This window comes from Psychrobacter sp. G, assembly GCF_000418305.1.
In the GTDB taxonomy this organism is placed as follows: Bacteria; Pseudomonadota; Gammaproteobacteria; order Pseudomonadales; family Moraxellaceae; genus Psychrobacter; species Psychrobacter cryohalolentis.
Window position 1 is genome coordinate 1696321 of record NC_021661.1, and the last position, 26161, is coordinate 1722481.

Annotated in this window: 20 protein-coding genes; 8 read left to right on the forward strand and 12 right to left on the reverse strand. The window is 42.5% G+C overall.

The features are described from left to right. Positions 1 to 75 precede the first annotated feature (75 nt). Both PSYCG_RS07035 and PSYCG_RS13670 read right to left on the reverse strand, forming a co-directional pair. Complete coding sequence (locus PSYCG_RS07035; RefSeq protein ID WP_413771531.1) at positions 76 to 3636, reverse strand: NAD-glutamate dehydrogenase; 3561 nt, start codon at positions 3634 to 3636, stop codon at positions 76 to 78. After that, entirely contained in the window at positions 3617 to 4936 is a 1320-nt protein-coding gene (locus PSYCG_RS13670) for an NAD-glutamate dehydrogenase (RefSeq protein ID WP_264648754.1), read from the reverse strand. The genes PSYCG_RS07035 and PSYCG_RS13670 overlap by 20 nt, the downstream gene beginning before the upstream one ends. Before the next feature lie 447 nt (positions 4937 to 5383). On the opposite strand from PSYCG_RS13670, the gene purD reads away from it, so the two are divergent. After that, positions 5384 to 6709, forward strand: a complete 1326-nt coding sequence (gene purD / locus PSYCG_RS07040; RefSeq protein ID WP_020443569.1) for a phosphoribosylamine--glycine ligase — start codon at positions 5384 to 5386, stop codon at positions 6707 to 6709. A gap of 298 nt (positions 6710 to 7007) precedes the next feature. After that, on the forward strand, positions 7008 to 8507 hold the full coding sequence (locus PSYCG_RS07045; protein ID WP_020443570.1) for an ABC1 kinase family protein: 1500 nt from the start codon (positions 7008 to 7010) through the stop codon (positions 8505 to 8507). Positions 8508 to 8561: 54 nt separating this feature from the next. Here the strand turns inward: PSYCG_RS07045 and PSYCG_RS07050 are convergent, their stop codons facing one another. Further along, positions 8562 to 9227, reverse strand: a complete 666-nt coding sequence (locus PSYCG_RS07050) for a DUF938 domain-containing protein (RefSeq protein ID WP_020443571.1) — start codon at positions 9225 to 9227, stop codon at positions 8562 to 8564. Positions 9228 to 9437: 210 nt separating this feature from the next. Between PSYCG_RS07050 and PSYCG_RS07055 the strand changes: the two genes are divergently transcribed. Both PSYCG_RS07055 and PSYCG_RS07060 read left to right on the forward strand, forming a co-directional pair. After that, on the forward strand, positions 9438 to 9635 hold the full coding sequence (locus PSYCG_RS07055; RefSeq protein ID WP_020443572.1) for a DNA gyrase inhibitor YacG: 198 nt from the start codon (positions 9438 to 9440) through the stop codon (positions 9633 to 9635). Positions 9636 to 9691: 56 nt separating this feature from the next. Beyond that, positions 9692 to 10873, forward strand: a complete 1182-nt coding sequence (locus PSYCG_RS07060) for an aspartate aminotransferase family protein (protein ID WP_020443573.1) — start codon at positions 9692 to 9694, stop codon at positions 10871 to 10873. Positions 10874 to 10975: 102 nt separating this feature from the next. Here the strand turns inward: PSYCG_RS07060 and PSYCG_RS07065 are convergent, their stop codons facing one another. The 7 genes from PSYCG_RS07065 to PSYCG_RS07095 all read right to left on the reverse strand — a co-directional run bounded on the left by PSYCG_RS07065 (position 10976) and on the right by PSYCG_RS07095 (position 20280). After that, positions 10976 to 11875, reverse strand: a complete 900-nt coding sequence (locus PSYCG_RS07065; protein ID WP_011513737.1) for a LysR family transcriptional regulator — start codon at positions 11873 to 11875, stop codon at positions 10976 to 10978. A 233-nt stretch (positions 11876 to 12108) separates the two neighbouring features. Further along, a complete protein-coding gene (gene dnaX, locus PSYCG_RS07070; protein ID WP_020443574.1) occupies positions 12109 to 14010 on the reverse strand; it encodes a DNA polymerase III subunit gamma/tau in 1902 nt (633 codons plus the stop codon). Between the two features lie 173 nt (positions 14011 to 14183). Then, a complete protein-coding gene (locus PSYCG_RS07075; protein ID WP_144061764.1) occupies positions 14184 to 15479 on the reverse strand; it encodes a hypothetical protein in 1296 nt (431 codons plus the stop codon). A gap of 115 nt (positions 15480 to 15594) precedes the next feature. After that, the gene (gene lysS / locus PSYCG_RS07080) at positions 15595 to 17124 is read right to left on the reverse strand and encodes a lysine--tRNA ligase (RefSeq protein WP_041772556.1); all 1530 of its coding nucleotides are present in this window, start codon (positions 17122 to 17124) and stop codon (positions 15595 to 15597) included. A 151-nt stretch (positions 17125 to 17275) separates the two neighbouring features. Further along, complete coding sequence (locus PSYCG_RS07085) at positions 17276 to 17764, reverse strand: hypothetical protein (RefSeq protein ID WP_020443577.1); 489 nt, start codon at positions 17762 to 17764, stop codon at positions 17276 to 17278. Positions 17765 to 17803: 39 nt separating this feature from the next. Beyond that, positions 17804 to 18892, reverse strand: coding sequence for a peptide chain release factor 1 (prfA, locus tag PSYCG_RS07090; RefSeq protein ID WP_020443578.1), 1089 nt, complete (start codon positions 18890 to 18892; stop codon positions 17804 to 17806). 242 nt (positions 18893 to 19134) lie between these two features. Then, positions 19135 to 20280, reverse strand: a complete 1146-nt coding sequence (locus PSYCG_RS07095; RefSeq protein ID WP_020443579.1) for a beta-ketoacyl-ACP synthase III — start codon at positions 20278 to 20280, stop codon at positions 19135 to 19137. A gap of 320 nt (positions 20281 to 20600) precedes the next feature. Between PSYCG_RS07095 and pnuC the strand changes: the two genes are divergently transcribed. Together pnuC and PSYCG_RS07105 are read left to right on the forward strand one after the other, a co-directional pair. After that, positions 20601 to 21353, forward strand: coding sequence for a nicotinamide riboside transporter PnuC (gene pnuC / locus PSYCG_RS07100; protein WP_020443580.1), 753 nt, complete (start codon positions 20601 to 20603; stop codon positions 21351 to 21353). Beyond that, complete coding sequence (locus tag PSYCG_RS07105) at positions 21304 to 21912, forward strand: AAA family ATPase (protein ID WP_020443581.1); 609 nt, start codon at positions 21304 to 21306, stop codon at positions 21910 to 21912. The genes pnuC and PSYCG_RS07105 overlap by 50 nt, the downstream gene beginning before the upstream one ends. A 37-nt stretch (positions 21913 to 21949) precedes the next feature. Here PSYCG_RS07105 and PSYCG_RS07110 read toward each other — a convergent pair whose 3' ends face one another. Continuing rightward, entirely contained in the window at positions 21950 to 22633 is a 684-nt protein-coding gene (locus PSYCG_RS07110; RefSeq protein ID WP_020443582.1) for a DUF421 domain-containing protein, read from the reverse strand. Between the two features lie 103 nt (positions 22634 to 22736). On the opposite strand from PSYCG_RS07110, the gene PSYCG_RS07115 reads away from it, so the two are divergent. Together PSYCG_RS07115 and PSYCG_RS07120 are read left to right on the forward strand one after the other, a co-directional pair. Then, positions 22737 to 23651, forward strand: a complete 915-nt coding sequence (locus PSYCG_RS07115; RefSeq protein ID WP_020443583.1) for a DMT family transporter — start codon at positions 22737 to 22739, stop codon at positions 23649 to 23651. Positions 23652 to 23793: 142 nt separating this feature from the next. Continuing rightward, entirely contained in the window at positions 23794 to 25206 is a 1413-nt protein-coding gene (locus PSYCG_RS07120; RefSeq protein WP_020443584.1) for an aspartate ammonia-lyase, read from the forward strand. A 162-nt stretch (positions 25207 to 25368) separates the two neighbouring features. On the opposite strand, the gene PSYCG_RS07125 is transcribed toward PSYCG_RS07120, so the two are convergent. After that, positions 25369 to 25824 (reverse strand): GlcG/HbpS family heme-binding protein, encoded by a 456-nt coding sequence (locus tag PSYCG_RS07125; protein ID WP_020443585.1) that lies wholly within the window; start codon positions 25822 to 25824, stop codon positions 25369 to 25371. Positions 25825 to 26161 lie beyond the last annotated feature (337 nt).

Genomic DNA, 26161 nt, shown 5'->3' on the forward strand with positions numbered 1-26161 from the left:
AAACATAAAAAAACCACCGTTAACGAATAACGGTGGTTTTTTATAATCAAACTATCTATTTACTTACTCGATTCGCTATTTGGTCACTAAACCACTTAACTCACTCATCAAGACGGATAACGTTGAGAGGCTGATTTGGCTATCATTATTGCTATCAAGTTTATCCATCTCAGCAGTAACGCCGGCAAGCTGGCTAGCATGACGCGATTTCCAATCACTGAAGGCTTGAATGGCATCAGGTTGAGTCAATAACGTCTCCATCAGCATACGTAAGCTGCGCGATACATCATTGGCAAGCGCATGACGGGCACGGCGATCCCAGTGGTCTTGCTGCGGCAAGATAGCAATATTATCCATCATCCAATCAAGCTGCAAAACGTGATAGGCCTCAAAGTATAAAGTGGCAATCTCATCAACCGGACGTTCGTACTGCTCTGCTAAGAGGGCAGCATCAAGGGCATCAACATGGTATGGCAACATTGCAAACATCGATGCATCATTGATAGAAAGACCATCTTCTATCAAGCTTGTGGTATCGGCTTGCAAGTATTGTGAAAATTGCTGCTCAATAAATCCGCCTGATTTGGTTAGCTTTTCGACACTGTCTTCAAAACGGCTAATCATATCGGCCACTTGCAAATCTTGTCCAAAGGCATTGATAAACCAGACTACTCCGTTTTCGAGTGCATCGCGCAGACGCAGTTCAAGCTCAAGCAGCAAAGTGGCATCGACTTGATTGTCAAGTGCTTCAAGTAGCTCCCATGCTTTTGAGACATGGAACACATCACGCGCAATGGCATAGCCGCGCACGATAGTGGCAAGCGTTTGTCCTGTTTCTTCATGCAGACGGAATAATGCTTCGATACCCAGACGGTTGACCACACTATTGGTCATATACGTACTGATGATTTCACGGTGTAAACGGTGCTCAGTCATCTCATCAAAGAATTTTGATGCCAGCTCATCGGGGAAATACTTGCGTAATTCATTAACGAAATACGGCGCATCCGGTAAATCTGAGAGCAGTAAGTTGTCATAAACCCACATTTTTCCGTAAGCCATCACAACGGCTAGCTCAGGATTGGTCAGACCTGTGCCAGATTTTTGGCGTTTAGCAATCTCTTCATCTGATGGCAGATACTCAATCGCTCGATCAAGACGCCCTTCTGCTTCTAGCATCTGAATAAAGCGCTGATGATCGCTTAAGTTTGCCGCTGCTCGGATTTGACTCAGCTCAATTGCTTGCGGTTGCAGATAGTTTTGACGCAGCACCAATTCGCTAATGGTCTCGGTCATGCTTTCAAGAAGCTCATTGCGCTGCTTCAACGTCATATCACCTTGCTCAACCACTTTGCCAAGTAAGATTTTGATATTGACTTCATGATCTGAGCAGTTGACGCCGCCTGAGTTATCGATAGCATCAGTATAAATGCGTCCACCAGTTTGGGCATACTCGATACGACCTCGCTGCGTGAGGCCTAGGTTACCACCTTCACCGACGATAGCCGCACGTAATTCGCCACCGTTGACACGTACGGCATCATTGGCACGATCACCTACGTCAGCATGACTCTCCTCACTACTTTTCACATAAGTACCGATACCACCGTTCCAGATGAGGTCAACCGGTGATTTTAGCAATGCACTGATAAAATCATTGGGCGCTAAGCTGTCCTCAGAGATATCAAAAACCGCTTTCATTTCAGGGCTGATAGCAATGGTCTTGTCTTGACGTGAGAAGATACCACCGCCTTGGCTAATGAGAGACTGGTTATAATCTTCCCACGATGAGCGAGGTAAGTTAAATAAGCGCTCGCGTTCTGCAAAAGACGCTGCTGTATCTGGATTTGGGTCAATGAAAATATGCAGATGGTTAAAGGCAGCAACCAGTTTGGTATGAGTTGATCTGAGCATACCGTTACCAAAAACATCACCGCTCATATCACCAATGCCCACGACGGTAAAGTCATCACGATTTTGGATGTCCATGCCGCGCATACGGAAGTGGCGCTTGACCGATTCCCAACCACCGCGGGCGGTAATGCCCATCGCTTTGTGGTCATAACCAACCGATCCACCAGAAGCAAAGGCATCATCTAGCCAAAAGTTATATTCAGCAGATAAGGCATTAGCGATATCAGAAAAGGTTGCCGTACCTTTATCGGCAGCGACCACCAAATACGGATCATCTTCATCATGACGTACGGTATTGGCTGGCGGGACAATCGCACCATCGACGATATTGTCGGTCACATCAAGCATACCGCGAAGGAATGTCTGATAGCAGGCAATACCTTCAGCTTGGAACACATCACGACCATCCACCATGGTTTTGGTCTTAACGATAAAACCGCCTTTTGAGCCAACCGGTACGATAACGGCGTTTTTGACCATTTGTGCTTTAACGAGTCCAAGTACTTCAGTACGGAAATCTTCCATACGATCAGACCAACGCAGCCCGCCGCGAGCGACTTTACCGCCACGCAAATGCACTGCTTCAACGCGTGGTGAATAGACAAATATCTCAAACATTGGTTTAGGCTTGGGTAGATTTGGAATATCTGCTGCCAAAAACTTAAAGGACAAACGATCTTTACGCTGCCCATTCGCCTCTCTTTGATAAAAGTTGGTACGGACCATGGCGTTAATTAAATCCAAGTACCAGCGGAAGATACGGTCTTCATCCAAGCTACTGACACCTGCTAATGCGGTGGTAATCTGTGCTCGAATCTGGCTGGTTTTGCTGGCACGTTCCTCTTCACTATAGTTAGGATTCATTCTTGCATCAAATAAACTGCCTAATGCGACACTGATGTCACTGTTTTTGACCATAGTTTGCTGAATATAGACATTTGAGAACGGTGCTTTCGCTTGCATCATATAGCGTGACAAGGCGCGCAGTACCACCACATCATAAGTATCTAACTTGGTGGTCAATACCAATTCGTTAAGCGAATCACTCTCCACCTGTCCTGCCCAAATTTGCTTTAAGCTGTCCTCAAATTGTGCACGCACCACTTGCATATCAATGGTATCAACGTGCTCTAAGACCAGCTCATACTCCTGCATCCAAATAGGTTGCTCAGGTAAATCAAACTCATAGGTCTGCGCTGAGATAACTGATACCCCGAAGTTCTCTAGTACGGGTAAGACTTTAGATAAGATAACTGCTTTTTGACGACCATATAGCTTTAAGTGCAACTGATTGCTTGCGTCACCTGTCGATTGATACAAGTGCCAAATCATCGGCTGCTCATCGCTAAGTCCAGCCAAACGCTTGGTATCTTCAACGGCAGTACGTGCATCGAATCGCTCTTGGTAAGCGGCAGGGATATAACTTAAAAATCTGCGCGTCAGAGCATTGGCATGCTGCTCACCGACATTATCCAGCAGCATTTTTTGATAATTATCACTCCACGACTGCATCAAAAAGGACAGCTTGGCTTGGAGCGCAGCGGTATCCACCTCATGCACTTGACCTGGCACTGTACGGACATGCACATGGACGCGGGCATGTTCAGATTCATTAAACTCCGTTGTAAAGCCTGAAGATGTACCACCATAAGCTTCTTTTAGGACGTTCTGTACCTTGATGCGAAGTTCGGTATTGAATTTATCACGCGGAATATAGACCAAGCAGGAAACAAAACGCTGGTAATGATCGATACGGACAAAATAAGCGCAGGCTTTTTTTGTCCTGTAGTTGGCTAATTCCTAGTACTGTCGGGTAAAGATCTTCAATGCTGGCTTGAAACAAGTCATCGCGCGGCAAGGTGTTAATGATATGCATCATTTTATGATACGCATGACCATCACGTGGTAGTTTTGCCATCGCCATGATTTTATTTGATTTTTCGCGTAATAATGGAATTTGTTGCACGCTTAGTTGATAAGCTTGTGCTGTAAAAAGACCAATAAAACGATGCTCACCGATGAGCTTGCCATTATCATCAAACTTATGAATGCCCAAAAAATCCATATAAACTGGGCGGTGTACTGGCGATACTCGGCTTGATTTTGACAATACCAATACTTGCGGCGCTGTTAGCAGTCTTTTTAGATTGCTTGGCAGCTCGTCAAAGCTTTTTGAAAGCTGGTCTTCACTACCGCCACGTAATAGCCCAAGCCCACTATTGCCAATAGAAAATAAATCCAAATCACTACGGTCGTCTTGGTTGGCTATATTGCCAACACTATTAACCTCGATTCTGTGCCCGTCTTCTAAGCGGTACTCTCGATATCCCAAAAAGATAAAGTGATCGTCCAAGACCCAATCTAAAAATGCTTGAATCTCTTGTTGAGAGTAAAATACTTCCGGCAGTGTTTTTGTAGCAAGTTCCGCTTTTATATCGGTTAGCTTGGCACGTATCTGCTGCCAGTCATCAACGACGACATCAAGTGTGTCTACTTTTGCCAGCAGCATCTGTTTTAATGCGGCCAATTCATCATTGTCTTGATAAGAGATTTCACAATGAATCAAAGACATGTGTGAGGTGCCACTTTCTTGAGCACTTTCAACTTTAGTGATCGCGCCATTTTCATCGCGTTCGACATTGACGATGATATGATAAGTACGATGCACATCGATGCCTTGCTCTTCAAGACTCATCAATAGCGTGTCGACCAAAAATGGTCGGTCATAGGCAACGATTTGGATAACGGTATGTGAGCTGTGAAAATGCTGCTCTTCTGCAATGGGATTTAATATGGCAAGCTGCGGATGGCTACGATCATAGGCTTTTAATAGCGTAAAATGATGCAGCGCCATCCCAGCCAAATCAGCATTACTGATGTCCTTTGCAGTCTCTTGATGCAATGGCTGATAGTAGCTATGAATAAAGTGGTCAAATAATGATTTGTCCGCTTGTACATAACTGGTGGCAATATCGCTTATCTGGCTGATCCGCTCTTTTGCGATATTTAGAGAGTTTGGCATATCCTTTGTCCTTGCGCTTTTTTATAAGCTTCTTATTTAGGTGTTATGTCTTATGTATTGTGAATAATTAAGTGTGAACTTATTGATCATTAGCAATCATGGTTTGTCTGACTCCCGCTATATGAACTATTTTGTGAGGTTTAACAGGTCTATGAGTAAATAATTTCACTCAAGGCTATCTCTCAGGTGGAATTGTAACGCACCTGCTGGCATAGCTAAAGCGTACAACATCATTTCATGAATCAGTAAGATGTCGATAACATTTACTAATGAGACGATTGTGATCTGATACGGCTGAATATAGACGGACAGGCGCATAGCTATGACACATAGTCATGACAAGGGCGGCGTTTTTTTGTTAGAATAGCGCAGAATATTGGACAGTATTTTGCTGGCTCGCTATTAACTCACTTATTATGAATTTTAATGCTAAGGGCAAGAGGTATGATGAATATTTTGGTGATTGGTTCAGGTGGTCGTGAACACGCACTAGCATGGCAGTGCGCAAAAGATAATAATGTAAAAAATATCTATATCGCGCCCGGTAATGCTGGCACCGCCCTTGAGCCCAAATGCCAAAACGTAATTTTGGAAGATGCCATTGATGCAGGTGAGCACAGCGCTGTTATCAAGTTTTGTCAGAATAACGCTATCGACATGGTCATCGTTGGTCCAGAAGCACCATTGGTAACAGGCATTGTCGATGCTTGTCGTGCTGCTGGCATCAAAGCTTGGGGTCCAACAGCGTATTGCGCGCAGTTAGAAGGCTCAAAGACTTTTGCCAAAGAATTCATGGAGCAAAACAATATCCCAACGGCAGCTTATCAGGGCTTTACCGACGCAGTAGCGGCAAAGGCTTATATAGATGAGCAAGGCACACCTATTGTCATTAAAGCCGATGGTCTTGCTGCTGGTAAAGGCGTCATTGTTGCTGAGACGATCGAACAGGCGCATGAAGCCATTGACGATATGTTGGCGGATAACAAGTTTGGCGATGCCGGTAGCCGCGTGGTGATTGAGCAATTTTTGCAAGGCGAAGAAGCCAGTTTTATCTGTATGGTCGATGGTGAAAATATCCTGCCAATGGCAACCAGCCAAGACCATAAGCGTGCTTTTGAAGATGATGCAGGTCCAAACACAGGCGGCATGGGTGCATATTCTCCTGCTCCAGTTGTCACTCAAGAGGTTCATGATAAAGTCATGGCACAAGTGATTCAGCCTGTTGTAGATGCGATGAAAGCTGCCGGTCATCCTTATACCGGATTTTTATATGCTGGACTCATGATTGATGATGCCGGCGACCCGTATGTGATTGAGTTTAACTGCCGTTTTGGCGATCCGGAGACGCAGCCTATTTTGATGCGTTTACAATCGTCGATGGTTGATTTGGTTGCACAAGGACTCGAAGGTAAATTACCAAGCGAAGCCAACTGGGATGAGCGCCCTGCCCTTGGTATTGTTGTCGCCTCAAAAGGCTACCCTGAAACTTCATCGAAAGGTGATGTGATTGCAGGCTTGCCAGAATTAAATAATGAGAATCAAAATTCGGTAAAAGTCTTTCATGCAGGCACGGCTTTTTCTAATGAAGATGCCCTTAGCAATGAGAAAGAAGTCGTGACCAATGGCGGTCGCGTATTATGTGTGACTGCATTAGCAGATAGCATCTCAGATGCACAGCAAGCAGCATTAACGGTCACTGCTGCTATCAGTTTTGATGGTGCTCATTATCGCCGTGATATCGGTCATCATGCTATTGCCCGTGAAAACATTTAAATAGTAGTGATAAGTAGCACCTACCTATAACGACTTTTGATAAATTCGACCTAGCGTGATGCTGGGTTGAATTTTTTGATGGGTTATAGTTTTTAAAGGCTGCTAAAACTAACAGGCAAAAAATGCTTAAGAATTTCAGCATGCTAGCCTAAATTACAAAGTAAATAACGTCGCTTGACTAAGCTGCAAAACCTGCCTTCTTTATATGATACAATTCTGTACACTCATAGCACATCTCCCTTGTATTGTAGGTACATCACCCACAAATCAATACCAACTCGATGAAATGACGATATCTATGGCAAACAATACCTCTAGGTCTTCTAATAATAAGCAGTCTATCGATAATTTAAAAACCTCGGGGTTTGATCGTCGTATGTCGATTGCCAAAACCTCATTGAACATCGGTCGACGTTGGGCAGGTAATAGCGTGTCTGGTATGTTTCTTAATAAAGAAGCACGTACAGCACGTAACCAGATTTTTATGGAAGAACAGGCGCATTATTTGGCAGAAGAGCTTGGTAAATTAAAAGGCTCTGTCGTGAAAATTGGTCAAATGCTGGCGATTTATGGTGAGCATATCTTGCCACCTGAGATTACCCGTGCCTTACAAACGCTTAATGATGATACAGCGACACTTGCATGGCCAAAAATCGAGCAGAATTTACAGGATTTATTGGGCAATAAGCTGCAGGATCTTCAGGTTGACCCTGTTCCTATTGGTACAGCATCCCTCGCCCAAGTTCATCGTGCAACCGTCATAGCCACGGGTGAGCAAGTGGTATTAAAGATTCAATATCCGGGTGTGGCTGATGCGATCAACTCTGATTTGGCTTTATTTAAGAGCCTATTAAAGGTGAGTAATATCGTTCCACAAACCCGTTCACTCGATGCATGGTTTGAAGAGATACGTGATTTATTACATCATGAAGTCGACTATGAGGCGGAAGCTGACACAACAGAGCGGTTCTATAACCGTTTGATTGACGATGCACGTTATGTTGTACCTAAAATTAACCGCCATTATTCGACCAAACGCTTACTTTGTATGTCTTATGAGCCGGGTATCAGTGTGGTTTCTGACGCATTGCAACTACTCCCTCTTGAGCGTCGAAACGCCATCGGTCAGGCGGCTATTGAAATCATGATACAAGAGATTTTCGTTTGGGGTGAGATGCAAACGGATCCAAACTTTGGTAATTACCTTGTCCGTGTCGCACGCGACGAAACTGAAATTGATAAACTGGTCTTATTAGATTTTGGCGCGATTCGGCAGTTCAATAATAACTTATTGACGATTGCTCATAATTTATTACGTGCCGGTTATTATCATGATCATCAATCTATGATGAGTGCCATGACTGGTTATGACTTTTTTGATACCATGAGTGATAAAGTACGTTCAGATATCGCCTCATTGTTTTTGTTGGCAACTGAACCTTTTAGTGAGCCTGTGATAAACACGGATATGCCTGCTAATTGTCTAGATTATCAACAGCGCTATATTTGGGCTAACAGTAAGCTGCATACTCGCCTCTCAAATGATGCGACACAAGCGATGCAGTCTTTCGAGTTCAATCTACCACCTAAAGAGTTTATGTTTATCAGTCGGAAATTTATCGGTGCTTATACTTTTTTGACTGTGCTTGATGCTCGTACGGATTCTAATAATTTAGTAAAACCGTTTTATAAACTTATTTCAACGTACCTACTCAACAGATTTTTGAACCGCCTTTTTAGGGGCGGTCTTATTTATTATGATTTTATTTACTTAGGCTATTTTACAATTTTAACTTAACCTTAGCGCTTGATAGGAAATGTAATTCTTTTATTTTTTGCTTAGGCTATTATCTTAAACACTTATATCAGCTATCATCCACTTATCGAATCTGGTTTGATAACCTTCAGGCTTCTTCATGCTTAACTCCCAACAGGTTTCTTGCCGTGCTAAGTATTTAACTTCAAAATGTGTACGCTGACTGCTGCTTGCAACCTGACTACGCGTATTGGGCAAACACCATACCTCATTTGCTTGATGCTCAGCATTGTCCATATATGTTTCGATGTTGGTTGCCAATATTATCTCCCCGTCTACCTGTAAACGTGACAGTAAAAACTCAAAAAACGGCATATTAAGCCATTGTTGATTGGGATTGTGCTGCTCAGGATTGGGATATAAGATATAGATACTATCGATACTATTTGGCGCAATTGCATGTACGATCCATGCAATTGCATCAGCATGAATAGCGGTCAAATTGGCAGAATTCTGCTGCGCTGCCAATTTTTCAAATGCCTCAAACTTATTGCGAGTACGCTCAATCGCAATCAGATGCTTATCAGGGTTTTGCATGGCAAAGCTTAAGGCATGCTTGCCCTTCCCTGCGCCAATCTCCAAAACGAGTGATGTTTTAGGTTTAAGTGCTGCGTCTGGCATCACAAAATCACGTGGTGCTGAGAGTCGTTGAGGTTGAAATGCCCGCTCTTGCTGATGTGAAAGCTCAAGGTTGTCAGTCATTTGCTGTCCTTAAAATATTTGTCATTTGTCATTATTCGGCTGCATGCTATTATATAGTCAATGCAACCCCATAGTAATATCACGATATCGATTACTCATCGACAAATAGCTTTCTCAATCAGATTACTAGAGCAATGATTTTAAAATCAATCATTGCTTACTTTTTGAGGATACTTTGTTGATAAAACCAAGGATCTCTCTACTTTTATTATGACCGAATCTACTTCTAACGCCAGCCCCTCACCTAAAACGTATCCTTGTCCAGAATGCGGTAAGCAAACCACATGGCAAGATAATAAATATAAGCCATTTTGTAGTCATCACTGTAAGCTGATCGATCTTGGCGCATGGGCAAACGAAGACTATACATTGCCTGCTGAGTCCACGCCGTTCTCTGATGAGCTATAGTATTAAGCCCTTTACCCTCTTACTTTTATCACTTTATGATTCCAAGGATGCTGCACATGTCTGCTACTTACCTGATGCCCACTTATCTTCGTCAACCTATCAGTTTTACCCGCGGCTCAGGAAGCTGGCTCTATACTCAAGATGAGACGCCTTATCTAGACGCATTGACTGGTATCGCGGTATGTGGTTTAGGACATTGCCATCCACAAGTAACCGAAGCTATTCAACAGCAGGCAGCAACATTGGTTCATACCAGTAATTTATTTGGTATAGACTGGCAAGAGCGTGCTGGTGAAGCATTATGTAATGCCGCGCAAATGGACAGTGTATTTTTTGCCAATAGTGGCGCTGAAGCAAATGAAGCAGCACTAAAATTGGCGCGTCTATACGCGTATCAGCAAGGATTTAAGCGTCCAAAAGTCATTGTGATGGAGCAATCTTTCCATGGTCGTACCTTATTATCATTATCAGCAACTGCCAACCCCAAAGCGCGTGAAGGCTTTTACACTTTAGATAATGATTTTATCCGTGTGCCATTTGGGGATATTGCCGCCATTGAACAAGCAGTTCATGACTATGAGGATATTTGCGCGGTATTCGTAGAGCCTATTCAAGGTGAAGGTGGTCTTAATACGGCAGCTAACGGCTTTACTTACCTTGAGCAGATACAAGCCGTATGCGATACACATAATTGGCTGTTCATGCTCGATGAAGTGCAAACCGGCAATGGACGAACAGGTAAGTATTTTGCTTATCAGCATAGCAGCGCACGCCCTGATGTATTAACGACGGCTAAAGGCTTAGGTAATGGCTTCCCTGTCGGTGCCTGTATGGTACGTGGTCGCGCCAATGGCTTATTTGGAGCTGGTAGTCATGGCTCAACCTATGGCGGCACACCGTTAGCCAGTCGTGTGGTACATAGCGTATATGACGTATTGGCGAACAGTGATATCATGCAAAACGCCGTCAACGAGGGACAGTTTATTCGTGATAGCATGGTTGATGCATTTGGACAATATGGCGTCAGCAGTCGCGGCGCTGGGATGATGATTGGCATTGCCCTGCCTGAAGACATGGACTGTAGCAAGCTTGTCGATCGTGCTCGTGATGAGCAGAAACTTATCATCAATATCACAGGCGGTCATGTGATTCGTTTGCTACCACCACTTAATATGAGCCGTGATGCAAGCTCACAAGTGGTTGAACGCTTGGTTAATTTACTAAAACCCTCGTTTTAAACGTCTGTTTAACCAAAACATAAAAAGCCTATAGATAATTTGTCTATAGGCTTTTTTCATTATTAATCAATCAGCTTTATTATCATTTAAATAAACTAAACCTTAGTTTGCATGAAAGTATTTTTTTAATACCTCTAAGCAGCGCGTGATTTTTGCAGGCTGTTGCTCACGGTTTAAGGTTACAGCATATAGTACAAAACTTGGCATCTGGTAGCCGGTCAAAACTTCGACCAAGTTGCCCGATTCTAGCTCTTTTTTGACATCCATTTCCATCATTCTAAGAATACCATGACCTTCTTTGGCGATGGTCATTGCCATAAAGACATTATTGGTATGGATACGCGACGTCATTTTGATACGTGTTTTTTTACCAGTCTCAGTCTGAGTAAGCTCAACATTATTTGTATCCTTCATGATATCAATACAGATAAGATGATGATCTGCCAAATCTTTCGGCGTTTCGATTTTCTTATGCTGACGTAAATATTGTGGTGAAGCGACCAACATTTGACGCACATCAGATAACGGATGATTGCTAACAGTTGAGTCGTTGATATTGGGGCTCATACGTATCGCAATATCGATTCGCTCATCAATCATATCAATATAATTATTATCTGCAAAATAGGTGATACTAAGATCATCGTGCGCTGACATCCAAGTCGATAGTGCTGGCAAAATATGATTGACACCAAGCTCTGGCGTTGTTGCAATACGCAAACTACCTGCCAATTCATCACGTAATTGATTGACTTTAATTCGACCTTGCTCTGCCGCACTTACCACATCTTTTGCCGCTTCATAAAAGCTAGCACCCGCTTCTGTTAAGCTGAGCTTACGGGTTGAGCGATGTAATAACACCACACCAAGCTCGTTCTCTAAAGAACGTATTTGCTGACTGACGGCGCTGGTGGTGATACCAAGCTCACGGGCTGAACCACTAAAGGAGCCGTGTCCGACCACACTAGCAAACACAGCCATACCACGTAAATTATCTAACATATTCTCATCCAAGCTGCTTTTTAGTTGTTAATATAACTTAACCATTATAGCGGATAATGATAAATCTTACAGTTTTTTAATATTAAACTCAGAGTAAGATGTGAGTGTTCCTTAATAAATAAAGGTAAAAAAATCAAGATGATAGATCAATATCACCTTGATTTTTTAATAGATACAATATTTTAATAAAGTGCCAATTTTTATAAACTATCAATTAATAAATGTATGACTGTTTAATATAACTGAACCTTGCCCATTTTGCCTTCGCCGCGCTCGGTTAAATATTGCATCACTGGCGTATTAAACAATCTTGATTCTGCCACTGTTTTAGCCTCAACGAGACGTTTTTGTTGACGACGCTCTGGGGTTTTATCATCGGCTTGCGCGATACTGCTATCAATTCGTAAACTGATGGCGGCATCAGGGAATTGTACCTGCATCTTTGTCGCTAGCTGCTCAAAGGTTGCCTGCAAATGCTTACTATCGACTGCTGTGACAAAGATGGCTTCGGCATTACAGCTGCCTGTCATCATACCTTGACGGGCAAGCGCCAATTCATCTTGAGCCAAACTAGCGGCTTCACGAGCAGTTTGTAGCCAATAGTCCCATTTTTCTGGTGTCCACTCACCTATCAATTCTTGCGGCGGACAACGCAGAAGCGCCCGAGGGTCTTCAGATTGACTGAATAATTGAGAATCATTTACCTCGGGTTCAACAACGGGTTCAACAACGGGTTCAGGCTGATTGTTGGACAATTCTAGCGTGTCATAAACGCTAGAATTATCGTACTGGCTTAAATGACTAGCCTCGTCATTTGAGTAATATTGCTCATGTTGAGTAATACTATTATCAGCGCCAACATCCTGTTTATCATTGACACTTATATCAGTATTCTCATAAACGATATTGTCAGATTGAGTTTGTAATTCTAATGATGATGACACTGGCTCAGTGATTAATGTAGCGCTAGAGACAGTGGTAGTAGGTTTTTCTATAGCCATTACCGTACTATCAAGTACATTGGCTAATATCTCATCAACCGGTAAGGGACGAAAAGCTAAGAGACGTAAAATACACATCTCAAGTGCTTGCATCGGCGTACTGGCAAGCTTGACGCCTTCCCGTGCTTGTACCACGATTTCATAATAAAGCTGTAATACGTCAGGGCTCATATGCTGGGCAAGCTGATCGATATGCTGTGCTTGCGCTTCATTGACATTGAGAGCGACTTCGGGCAGCAGCTGACACAATGCCAACTGATGCAATAGCTCAGCGAGTCCGTCAAACATACTGCTAGCATCAACCATTTGCGCACGCATCTGCTCGATATGGGCAGCGACAGCAGGCTTATCATGATTATAGATATCTGTAATTAAGCTCACTAAGTCGGCCGCATCAATCAAGCCGAGCATCGAATTAACGGTCACATCATCAAGCGCACCTTGGCCAAAAGCAATGGCTTGATCGGTCAACGATAAGGCATCACGTACCGAGCCTTTTGCCGCACTAGCCAATTGCCAAAGTGCAGGCTGTGTATAGCCTACTTGTTCTTGGGTTAGAACATTGGCTAAATGCTCACTGAGCAAGCTTTGCGACAAAGGACGTAATACGAACTGCAGACAGCGCGAGATAATAGTAATCGGCAGCTTTTGTGGATCCGTAGTGGCTAATAAGAACTTGACATGCTCAGGCGGCTCTTCCAAGGTTTTGAGTAGCGCATTAAAGCTGTGTGTTGACAACATATGCACTTCGTCAATCAGGTAGACTTTATAACGGCCTTGGCTTGGCGCATACGGCACATTATCCAGTAGCTCGCGCGTGTCCTCAACTTTGGTACGAGAAGCCGCATCAATCTCAATCAGATCAATAAAACGCCCTTGATCAATCGCCACGCAATTATCACACACGCCACATGGGGTGCTGGTAATGCCAGTATCACAGTTCAAACATTTAGACAAAATACGGGCGATGGTCGTCTTACCGACGCCGCGCGTACCCGTAAATAGATAAGCATGATGCAGACGATTGTAATCAATGGCATTAATCAATGCCTGTGAGACATGCGTTTGCCCAATCAACTCGTGAAAGTTTTTGGGGCGGTATTTGCGGGCTAAAACTTGATATTGCTGCGTCATAATGAATGCCAAGGTAAGTCGTAAAAATATAAGTAAAGCATCAAATTAGCAATTTATCTTAAAATCAGTTATCGAAGCTAAGTGTCAAAAATAAGTGTCGAAACTAACTATTGAACCTAACTATCCAAACCAAGCATCAAAAACAGCTATCAAACTTAAGTCTCAAAACTAGGCTATGATTGAGCTCTCAATTGAGCCAATTGTTGATATAAACGCTGCGTATTCGCATCGATAAGCGATCCATGCTGATGGAAAGCATCTAGATGTACTTCGGTATTCACGCTATCTTCACAAGGTCTGATATCGACACCAATTAAAAACAGCTCTTGCATAACGGGCTGCTGCATCTGAGCGTTGAGCTCAAATAGCAAATCTTGATGACCAGCACGAACTTTATCTGCACTTAACGAGCTATTGCTATCTTGCGCATAAAATACCATCAAATAATGGCGACCAAATACATTGTAAGAGTGCTCATGGCGCACATAACCTGTCCAGCGCGATTCTTGGTCAATTGTTCTATGGGCCAATATTTTTTCTATCAAACACGCATAGGTGTACATGGATTCATCGACCAAAATATCAACCTGCTCTTTTGGTAGTGGGTTACCCGCTTCATAACAGCTTTTGATTAAACTATTAAAAAGCTTGTACCACATTCGAGTATTTTTCTGAATCTCTGCCATCAGCGCTGCCGCAAACTCAGTTTGGTTAGGCTCTGCTGCTTTTATCAATCGTGGTTCAATCTGTGCTATCAATCCATGACTGACCAATTGCTCTTGAACTTCAATCGCCCTATGATGAAAATCTGGCGATTGTAAGAACTGCACAAGCAAAGTCGACTCGTCTGCAAACGTCTCAAGCCCAGTCAGTTTACTGCGATGAAACGCTAGATAGGCGGTCAAATCACTTGGCGTCACCAACTGGTTTAATATCTCAGCAAAGTTCTGGTAGCTAAATACTTGTAGAACGCTGTGTTCATCGTCCAAATCTAATACACAATCTTCAGCAAAGAACTGACTGCCATACTCATAACCAACCGCATAAGATGGCAATGATGAATACTGGTTTTGTAGATCATTATGATCGCAATCTTGATGCTGGACTGAAAGTGATGTTAATCCAATAAAATATACGGGTTTATTAGATGTCGCTTCATTTTTATGAGTGATAGCTTTATCGTTTTTGAGATAAAGATGTGCATGTTGCTTGATAAGCTGATTGACAACTTCTTTTCTCCATGTACGAACTTGAGTAGTATCAATGTCTTGCTTACTTGCCTGCATCACGACATCATTGACAATAAGATAAACCGTCGCATTAGAAAACTTGAAAACAAAATCATAACCCTGAAAATATTCAGGGCTAGTGATTTTCTTTTCTGATAAGTCATACAAAGACAAAAAACTCTGTTGAATCATCTGTTGCCAAATCGAGGGCGTTACTTGCTGATTGTCCATAGTATGCATAATGTCCCTATTAATTAAGTACTAAAAAACCATAGAAGGCTATTCCATCAAAGCGGAGAAAGCCATCTTATGTTCAGTTTAGTACTAGCATAGACTTATGGCAAGCAAACTATCTTTAACCCTCAAGCTTACGGCGCATATGTGGGAATAAAATCACATCACGAATACTGGCAGAGTCTGTCAATAACATCACTAAACGGTCGATACCAATACCTTCACCTGCTGTTGGCGGTAAACCATAAGACAAAGCTTCGATATACTCTGCATCGAAATGCATCGCTTCATCATCGCCAGCATCTTTTTCAGCAACCTGACCAAGGAAACGCTCAGCCTGATCTGCAGGATCATTAAGCTCACTAAAGCCATTAGCCAACTCACGACCACCGACAAACAGCTCAAAACGATCCGTAATCTCAGGGTTATCATCACTACGGCGTGCTAGCGGTGAGGTTTCAGCAGGGTATTCAGTGATAAACGTCGGCTGACGCAATTGGTGCTCAGCGGTTTCTTCAAAGATGATGGTCTGCAACTTACCCACACCAAAGACATCCTTTACCTGTTGCTTTAGCGTTGTCGATGCGTACTCTGCAAGATACTCACGATCGTTAATACGATTCATATCAAAGTTTTCTGCATATTTGGCAATCGCATCAGACATAGATAGACGTATAAATGGCGCTTTTAGGCTAATGGCTTCTTCTTGGTAAGTAATCTCGGTGGTACCTAAGATATCGATCGCCAATTCGTTAAATAAGCGCTCAGTCAAATCCATCAAATCATGATAATCTGCATACGCTTGATAAAACTCAATCATGGTAAATTCAGGATTATGACGGGTTGAAACGCCTTCATTACGGAAGCTACGGTTAATCTCAAAGACTTTCTCAAAGCCACCAACGACCAAGCGCTTAAGATAAAGTTCAGGAGCAATACGCAGATATAATGGCATGTCTAACGCATTATGATGGGTCACAAACGGACGTGCCACTGCACCACCTGGGATCGGATGCATCATAGGCGTTTCAACTTCCATAAAACGCTCATTTAGCATAAATTTGCGAATACCGCTAATGACTTGACTCCGCACCATAAAGGTATCACGGGTCGTCTCATTAGTCATCAAATCAAGATGACGATTGCGATAGCGTGCTTCCACATCAGCTAGTCCATGAAATTTATTTGGCATTGGGCGTAATGCTTTGGTCAATAACTCAATCTCTTCAATATGTACGTACAAATCGCCTTTGCCTGAACGACCGATATAACCTGATACACCAACGATATCACCCAAATCTAGCGATTTGATGTCTGCTAACGTCTTTTCATCTAACTCTTTGCGTGCCACATATAACTGGATACGACCTGTCATATCTTGGATAACAATAAACGCCCCACGGTTCAGCATGACGCGACCGGCGACATTCACCTGTGTTTTTTCGCCTTTAGCATCATTGTCAGCAATTTCTTGTTTTGAGATACCCTCAAAAGCTGCCTGCAAGTCTTGAGCATAATCTGTGCGCTTAAACGTATTCGGATAAGGCTGTTTACCTGAAGCGACGATATCATCCAGCTTGGCTTGCAATTGGGCAATCAGCTCATTAGCGTCTTCTGGAGCTTGCTCTTGATTGTTTTGCTGATTTTTGATTATTAGGCTTTGACATAACACTCTCAAAATTATTAGATAATTAAAGGAATAAACGAAAACGATAAACTTAAATTAAGGGATTAAAACAAAAATTCAAATTAGGCAGCTGCATAATGATTATGTGGCTTTAGTATTAAAAATAAATAGTAAATTAATCAACACAGATAGCAGGATGTGCCACACCTTTTTCTATGGTTTGATAACAGCCAAAACCGCTGCTGTCACTAGCGCATTGCCCAGACTGGTTTTTAGTACTACTCTTAATGAACTCACCGGTATTTTTGCACTTACCTTGGCAGTCGGTACTGTCTTGGCAAGCTTTTCCTGCATCGGTATAAGTCACCACACATTGATAGCAGCCAAGGCGACCTTGCTGTGAAAATGCGCCACCCTTTGCCGTGCACGCTCGTACCATCTCGTTAGGCGGATAGATGCACGCTTGATAAGAAAACGGGTCATTTTTATGAGTCGTTGCAGTATTAGTCGTTACACTATTATCGCGCTGGTCTGGCTGTACGACTGACGTTGATGAAGGCGTGACACTACAAGCAGATAACCAAAATACCATTAAAATCGCGACAATAGTCATCGCGATTTTATTAAACGGTAATAGTAGCGATGAGTTGGTTATCATATGCATAGCATACGCCTCTTATATTATTGGCTGATGAAGTGCTTATTAAGCACCGCCAATACTTGCCATCAAGTCCGCTTGATGCTCACGTAACAGCGCATCAAGGATTTCATCCAAGTCACCTTCCATAATCGAATCAAGCTTATATAAAGTCAGATTAATACGATGATCCGTCATACGTCCTTGCGGGAAATTATAGGTACGGATACGCTCCGAACGATCGCCGCTACCAACCAAATCGCGACGTATCGTATCAGCGGCATCTACCTGTGCTTGGACTTTGACTTGCTGAATTTTTGAAATCAGCATTTTCATCGCTTGCGCACGGTTTTTATGTTGACTGCGTTCTTGTTGACACTCTACCACGGTACCCGTTGGTATATGCGTCAAACGTACAGCAGAGTCGGTAGTATTCACGTGCTGACCACCAGCACCGCTTGAGCGGAAAGTATCAAAGCGAATATCAGCTGGATTCAAATCAACCGTATCATCAATTTCAACTTCAGGCATCACAGCGACAGTACAGGCTGACGTGTGTACACGACCTTGGCTTTCTGTATCAGGCACACGCTGAACACGATGTACACCAGACTCAAACTTTAGACGACCATAAACGCTATTACCAGACACACGAGTAATGATTTCTTTATAACCCCCATGTTCGCCCTCATTGGCTGACAAAATCTCTAAAGTCCAGCCTTGGTTCTGGGCGAATTTTTGGTACATACGGAATAAGTCACCAGAGAAAATCGCTGCTTCATCACCACCTGTCCCTGCACGAATCTCAAGGAATGCGGGCACTTTGTCGTTAGGATCTTTTGGCAGCATCATGAGATTAAGTGCTTCTTCCATCTCTACAATAGTATCGCGAGCACTGTCAATCTCTTCTTGCATCATCTCTTTCATGTCAGGATCTGATGCTTCTTTTAGCATCGCTTCTGCATCAGCCTGATCCGTTTCTGCACCAACATAGTTCTGCCATAAAGTGGTGATATCCATCAAGTCACTATGCTCAACGGACAGCTCACGGAATTTATTGTTATCACTGATGACACTCGGGTCTGATAATAAGGCAGTGACCTCTTCATAACGGTCTACCATTTGGTCTAAACGCAGGCGTAAGGATTCTTTCATAAAAGGACTTTTAATTGAATAATTGAAATAAGACCGTGATTATAGCAAATTTTTGCGCTTAAATTAAAACCTCTCAGCAATCTTGTCAATATATGAACAAACTTTTCTACTGCTTGCACCATATCGACGCTTTTTTCTGATAATTTGAATACAGCATCAGCTTCCCTCAAAACTTAAATAAAAAAATAGCCAAGAATACTCTTGGCTATTTTGATAATAATTAAGACTCAGGACTTAAAAAATTAGACCTTACGGACGATTACCGACCCAATAGAGTAACCAGCACCAAACGAGCAAATAACACCCAAATCACCAGATGCAAGGTCATCTTTATAGCGATGGAATACAATCATCGGGCTGGCTGAGCTGGTATTGGCAAATTCAGCAATGACACTCGGTACAATGGCTTTGTCTGCTTCTTTACCGATGACCGTACGCAAGATTAAATCTAGCATATTGGCATTGGCTTGATGGAGCCACATCATTTTTACATCAGAGGTTGGGATATTGTTTTCTTGTAGATGCTCAGTAATGACTTCTGACACTTTTGGACAGACTTCACGGAATACTTTACGACCATTTTGTAAGAATAATTTATCGGTTACTGGCTCTTTAAGGTCCGGATACATCTCTGTTTGCGCTGCCAAAAACTCTGAACGATCCATAAAACCGTATTCGTTTTTGATATTGGTCGAAAACTGAGTAAATAGCTTAGAGTTTAGAATCTCATAGCCTTTAGGTGTATCCAGCTCTTCGACGATGCAAGCAGTTGCGACATCACCAAAGATAAAGTGACTGTCACGGTTACGCCAGTTTAAATGCGCTGAAGTAATTTCAACGTTGACCACAGCGACGCGCTTAGCAAGACCTGATACGATAGAACCATGTGCTTGTGATAGACCAAAAGTCGCCGCACTACAAGCCACATTCATATCATAAGCAAAGCCGCCCACCATACCGATCGCATTTTGAATCTCGATAGAGACGGCTGGGTAAGTACGCTGAAAGTTTGAGCAGGCAAGGATGATACCATCTAAATCATTGGCCTCAATTCCTGCATCAGCCAAGGCATCATTTAACGCAGCTACACCCATTTCTGCCATGATAGACAGCTCTTCGCCCAAGTTACGATAAGCGATAACAGGTGCCATGATGTCAGGATTTAAGATGCCGTCTTTTTCCATCACATAGCGTGATTTGATACCAGATACTTTTTCGATAAAAGCCGCTGATGAAGGCTGAAGAGCCGTGAGTGTGCCTGCTTCAATATCAGCCGCGTGTTTTGCATTATAGTTTTCAACATACTGATTAAAGGACTCTACCAGTTCTTCATTACTGATGCTAAAAGGCGGGATATACAGACCGGTGCCTGTGATACAAGTCGTCATGATACGCTTCCTTGTCTACTACTATGGTGCTTGAAATAAGCATAAGGTGAAGTAAAACAACAGTCGTCTAATTTTGGGTGAATGACTGTAAACTTAAAATAAGTGCCTTTATTATGCCTGAATATTATTATTTTTCTAATACTTTGTTACAAATAATCAGCTTCTTGCCAAGAATAAGCAAAGATTGGCTTCATTTTGCGATAGCTGCGTTATAATCAGCCTTGCTTACTCACGTTATTTGTATAAATAATTGATCTGCATTTTGATTGTCTACATCTCTATTAAGAAATATCACACTTATTATCTATTTTGGAATGACAATGGTGGAACTTTTGAATTGGTTGTTTGGTCAGTATGCCGACTATCCGACCTTGTTTATCGGGTTGGAATTGATTGCGGTTATCTTTGGGGTAGCCAGTGTACTACTCGCCAGCAAAACCAATATTTTGGTATTCCCTATTGGCTTGGTCAGCACCGCTATATTTGTCTATCTGTTATGGAAATGGCAATTATTTGGTGATATGTTTATCAATGCTTATTATACCGTTATGAGTATTTATGGCTGGATAAATTGGTCAAAAAATAAAGAATTTAAACAGCATCGAGACCATATAAACCCCACCGCTCAACAACATAACCAAGAGCTTAAAAACACTGATGCGCCAAACCTTATCCAAGTAGAACGTTTAGATAAAAATGACGTCCCTATATTGGCATTATTAGCCGCGGCAACTATAGCTTTTGTTGGTCTGGTTTATTATTTTAGACCAGTTATCAATAACAACTTCAGCTTCGATGGCGCTGAGCTTGGCATGCATCTATTTACGTGGGTTGACTATACTGATATGTTGACCACTGCCTTGTTTTTGATGGCGATGTGGCTGATGGCACGGCGCAAGATTGAGCATTGGATACTCTGGATTATCGCTGATGCTATCTCAGTACCGCTCTATTTTTATAAAGGTCTAACCTTTACAGCATTACAATACGTAGTCTTCACTCTTATCGCAATTTGGGCTTATTATGAATGGCAACGACGCTTTCGCCTTCAATCTCACGCAGCATACGCCTAAATCCGTCATCAAGGTCGCAATTTTAGGCGCAGAAAGTACGGGAAAAACCACACTGTGCCGTGATTTGGCCGCGCATTTTGACTGCCCTTGGGTGCCAGAATATATGCGCACCTATCTGCAAGAAAAATGGGATAAAGAGCAGCTGACCTGTACATGGGAGGATTTGCTACCTATTGCACAAGGTCAGATACTGCTTGAGAATAAGTTGGCAAAGCAAGTATCACAAACGTCAAACGACCATCATTATTTATTTTGTGATACCAGCTTGTTTGAGCTGATGGTTTATTCCAATTGGTATTATGGCGATTGCCCTGAAGTGCTCACCCAAGCAGCATTGGTGCATCATTATGACTTAATACTATTAACCGACGTTGATACACCTTGGGTTGCTGATGACTTGCGTGATAGCCCGCATCAGCGAGATGAAATAAGCGCTTATTTTGCTGATCAGTTAACAGCTTATAACAAACCATTTCAATCAATTGGCGGCGCTCGAGAGGTGCGGGTTCAACAAGTGGTAAAATTGCTAGACGCATCTGAATTAAATAATAATGCTTAGGCTATTTAATAAACACTGTCAAACCTTGCACCCATTACTACCTCACGAGCTTAGTGTTTAAAGCTTTTGCCCAATTCCGGCAGTTGTCCTCGCAGCGCTCGCATTGCTGGTTGGCATCAGAGATAAAGTCCACGTGTCCGCAGTACATACAAGCGTAATACGTTTGTGATTCTACCTGCTCAACCGCCTGATACTGTTTCGGGAAAAGTGGCAGACCATAGCCGGTGTCATCAGGTGGGTATAATAACAGGCTAAAATTGCCATCGGTTTCAAGCAAACCGGTACGAACCTGACCTAAATGCTCGACCCCCTGTTGGCGCATTTCCGCAAAAAACTCATCATGTGACATTTTCCCTTCTGCTATTTTGTCGTGTACCAGCATGCCATCTTCGACGATATATAAGGACTTACCTTCTAACAAATCTTCAAAAGTCTGATATTTCATCATGCCCCATGTACAGAGCCGGTAAAGCAGTATTACCGTACTCATGATTAGTACCGCTTGGATAATCGGTAAATCCTCGGTAAACATCGGGTCACCTGCGATAGAGCCCAGTGACAAGATGATAGTAAGCTCAAAGATAGATAACTGTCGAACGCCGCGCTTGCCGGTAAAGCGCAAAAATGAAATGATGAGCACAAACATGACAATGACACGTATCAGTATCTCAGCAGCAAATGTCCATGTTGTATCATGAATGAAAATACTTGCCCAATCCATATTTTTTCCCTTGTTATTATTTTTAATGATGGCATCAAAACCACTCTATTTAAAGCTGCTCTATTTTATGCAAAAACTCACTTATTAATTGTAGGAATTATTTTTGAAAGTCACATTGTATACGCTGATTGCGTTAATAGCCTTTGCTGCAAACTCTCTGTTTTGTAGGATGGCCTTAGCAGAGGGTTATATAGACGCTTGGAGCTTTACCATTGTTCGACTATTAAGCGCTGCTGTCTGCTTGAGTATGATCATGGCAGCTCAGTCCTACTACTTAAGACATCGCAAATTGAGACTTAGTCATTCTTTCAATGAAGAGATATTAAGTGAAAGAGGGAATTGGCTGAGTAGCATAAGCTTAGTTATTTATGCGCTGTGTTTTTCGATTGCCTATGTAGAGCTTGAGACTGGCACTGGGGCGCTGATTTTATTTTCAGCGGTTCAGCTCACTATGATTGGTTGGGGGATTTATAAAAAAGAGACATTGAGTCATTTGCAATGGATTGCCTTTGTTATTGCCATCACAGGGTTTGTATATTTGATGCTACCATCGGCCTCAATGCCTTCATTACTCGCTGCCATGCTCATGGCAATCAGCGGTGTGGCATGGGGTATCTATAGCATACGCGGCAAGACCTGTCTCTCACCGCTGCGAGCCACAGGTTTTAATTTCATCAGAAGTTTGCTAGCGATACCGATATTATTAGTCGCTGGTTTTATATATCAAAACATTATGGATGTGCAACTCATTCATATCGACAGTATCACCATGGAAGGGATATGGTTGGCGTGTGCATCAGGGGCAATTGCCTCTGGCATCGGCTACAGCATCTGGTATATGGCAATGCCTTTATTAAAAAACACACAGGCTGCCGTTATACAGCTTTGTGTGCCCGTGCTTGCAGCGTTACTGGGTGTGGTGATTTTGTCCGAGCCGATCACTTTAACTTTTATGATAGCAAGTACTGTCATCTTGAGCGCAGTATTGGTCTTTATTTTAAATAAACAGCCATATTAGTCACAATATAAGGCGCTTATGCTGAAATGTTGTCTATAATGCTCATTTGAGGCGACATCGCCATAGTGATAACAGGGTTTTTATAAATATCGCAGGCGATGAACGTTTTTATCAGGGCTTTTTATTGAAGGAATTTTATTAAATGACAACCACTACTCGCCAAGAATACGACTTACTTGGTCATCGCGATGTGCCGGCTGACGCTTACTACGGCATCCAAACCTTACGTGCTTTTGAAAACTTCACTGTTAGCGGTGTGCGCTTACATCAGTTCTCTACCTTTATCCGTGCCTTTGCTACCGTCAAGAAAGTGGCTGCTATTGCCAATAATAAAGTTGGAGTATTAAATAATACCGTTAAAGATGCGATTGTCGCAGCGTGTGATGACTTAATCGCTGATAAATATCATGACCAATTTATCGTCGATATGTTTCAAGGCGGCGCAGGCACCTCAACCAATATGAATGTCAATGAGGTCATTGCCAATCGTGCTTTAGAGATATTAGGCTATGAAAAAGGGCAATATCAGCATGTGCATCCAAATAATCATGTCAACCTTTCGCAGTCGACCAATGATGCCTATCCAACGGCGCTCAATGTCGCATTGGATGACTATTGCACCCATTTGTTAGAAAAGATGGCCATACTGCATCAAAGCCTAATTAACAAAAGCATCGAATTTGCCGATCAATTAAAAATGGGACGCACCCATTTACAAGATGCGGTACCGATGACTGCAGGTCAAGAATTCAACGCTTTTGCAACGATGGTCAAAAAGGAGATGGCACGTATCGAGTCAACTCGTGCGCTGTTTCATGAGATTAATATGGGTGGTACCGCTATCGGTACTGGCTTGAATGCACCTGCTGGGTATTCAGAGCTGTGTGCTGAGACATTACAAGAGCTAACTGGCAGACCTTATTATATTGCTGAAGATTTGATTGAAGCCACACAAGATACCAGTGCTTATGTTGCTTTGTCTGGCAATCTGCGTCTATTTGCTGCTCGTCTATCAAAGATTGCTCATGACTTACGCTTGCAATCCTCGGGTCCTCGTGCAGGCTTGGCACAATATCGCCTGCCTGAGATGCAGCCTGGTAGCTCAATCATGCCGGGTAAAGTAAACCCCGTTATACCTGAGGTGGTCAATCAAGCGTGTTTTCATGTAATGGGTATTGATACCACTATCGTCATGGCATCAGAAAACGCTCAGCTACAACTCAATGTCTTTGAGCCAGTCATTGCTTTCAACTTATTTACCGGTATGAGCATGATGGCAAATATCTGTGAGATATTTGCCACGCGCTGTATCGATGGCGTAATGATGAATAATGAAGCGTGTAATACTGAAGTATTCAACAATATTGGTCTGGTAACCGCATTAAACCCACATTTGGGTTATGAGTCGTCTACCTATGTGGCAAGAAAAGCCCAAGAAACCGGTGGTCGTGTTTATGACATCGTTCTAGAAGAGAACCTGATGGATAAAGAGACGTTAGACAATCTACTCTCTCCTGCTAACATGGTATATCCGAAGGTCAAACTGACCCCTTAGTGTTTTTTTTAACGTAAAAAGGCTGGGTTAGCGATTGCTAATCCAGCCTTTTTTTATTTTATTCATATCTGCATTATTTGGGGAAAATCTATAAGCTATATCTACGCACTGTCTAAAGATTGTGAAAATTAAAAATTAGTGCGTGGAACTCGCCCTATGTATTTACTCTAAAACGCTTAAGCCTGCGCGAGCAATACTTACGTCTTCATTGCCATGTGCGCCGCCCACACCAATACCACCAGCCACAATACCATCAATATATACAGGAATACCGCCCGGCATTATCAGTATGTTTTCATCAAGGTATCTGATGTCGGCAGCAATACTACCGTCCGCAACGCCTCTAGCGATAACTGCTGTTTCTCTTTTTTGCGAATTGGCTGTATAGGCTTTTTTATAACTTGAGCGAATAGTGTGCACACCCGCTCGATGATCCTTTAAAAAGGCCAGTATTTGCCCAGAACGATCAACCACCGTCACCGATACCATTAGACCATGCCTTTTAGACTCTATAAATGCAGCATTCACTATATCTTGTGCCATCTCGCCTGTGAGTAACGAGATTTTTGTATCTTGTGTCTCAGTATAAGAGACGCTATCCATAGCTGTAATTCCCATCTTCAATCCTTGATTTGATTTTATGAATAATTCATTGTCTTTGCATAACTCTCAGGCGCAAGCTTCATAGTAATAATCAGCATGCTCACCAATGTGATAAGTAGCATCAGCCAAACGGCTTGAAAGCTACTTGACCACTCACGCAAAAATCCGGCAAAGTACGGAATGATTACGGTAATAACAAACTAATACCTTGTACAAATGCGGTCACAGCACCAGCCAATGTAGGAAGTAACAGAGATTCAAATACGACTGTTAACGTGAAAGAGATGTATTAATTTTATAAAAATAATAATTGAAACACTGTAGAGGTTAGCAATCGGTGCATGGCGACTGC

Excerpts from the sequence above, each read along its gene's own strand:
- PSYCG_RS13670 (WP_264648754.1), bottom strand. The coding sequence starts at position 4,936 with ATGCCAAACTCTCTAAATATCGCAAAAGAGCGGATCAGCCAGATAAGC.
- purD (WP_020443569.1), top strand. The coding sequence starts at position 5,384 with ATGAATATTTTGGTGATTGGTTCAGGTGGTCGTGAACACGCACTAGCA.
- PSYCG_RS07045 (WP_020443570.1), top strand. The coding sequence starts at position 7,008 with ATGGCAAACAATACCTCTAGGTCTTCTAATAATAAGCAGTCTATCGAT.
- PSYCG_RS07050 (WP_020443571.1), bottom strand. The coding sequence starts at position 9,227 with ATGACTGACAACCTTGAGCTTTCACATCAGCAAGAGCGGGCATTTCAA.
- PSYCG_RS07055 (WP_020443572.1), top strand. The coding sequence starts at position 9,438 with ATGACCGAATCTACTTCTAACGCCAGCCCCTCACCTAAAACGTATCCT.
- PSYCG_RS07060 (WP_020443573.1), top strand. The coding sequence starts at position 9,692 with ATGTCTGCTACTTACCTGATGCCCACTTATCTTCGTCAACCTATCAGT.
- PSYCG_RS07065 (WP_011513737.1), bottom strand. The coding sequence starts at position 11,875 with ATGTTAGATAATTTACGTGGTATGGCTGTGTTTGCTAGTGTGGTCGGA.
- dnaX (WP_020443574.1), bottom strand. The coding sequence starts at position 14,010 with ATGACGCAGCAATATCAAGTTTTAGCCCGCAAATACCGCCCCAAAAAC.
- PSYCG_RS07075 (WP_144061764.1), bottom strand. The coding sequence starts at position 15,479 with ATGCATACTATGGACAATCAGCAAGTAACGCCCTCGATTTGGCAACAG.
- PSYCG_RS07085 (WP_020443577.1), bottom strand. The coding sequence starts at position 17,764 with ATGCATATGATAACCAACTCATCGCTACTATTACCGTTTAATAAAATC.
- prfA (WP_020443578.1), bottom strand. The coding sequence starts at position 18,892 with ATGAAAGAATCCTTACGCCTGCGTTTAGACCAAATGGTAGACCGTTAT.
- PSYCG_RS07095 (WP_020443579.1), bottom strand. The coding sequence starts at position 20,280 with ATGACGACTTGTATCACAGGCACCGGTCTGTATATCCCGCCTTTTAGC.
- pnuC (WP_020443580.1), top strand. The coding sequence starts at position 20,601 with ATGGTGGAACTTTTGAATTGGTTGTTTGGTCAGTATGCCGACTATCCG.
- PSYCG_RS07105 (WP_020443581.1), top strand. The coding sequence starts at position 21,304 with ATGAATGGCAACGACGCTTTCGCCTTCAATCTCACGCAGCATACGCCT.
- PSYCG_RS07110 (WP_020443582.1), bottom strand. The coding sequence starts at position 22,633 with ATGGATTGGGCAAGTATTTTCATTCATGATACAACATGGACATTTGCT.
- PSYCG_RS07120 (WP_020443584.1), top strand. The coding sequence starts at position 23,794 with ATGACAACCACTACTCGCCAAGAATACGACTTACTTGGTCATCGCGAT.
- PSYCG_RS07125 (WP_020443585.1), bottom strand. The coding sequence starts at position 25,824 with ATGGGAATTACAGCTATGGATAGCGTCTCTTATACTGAGACACAAGAT.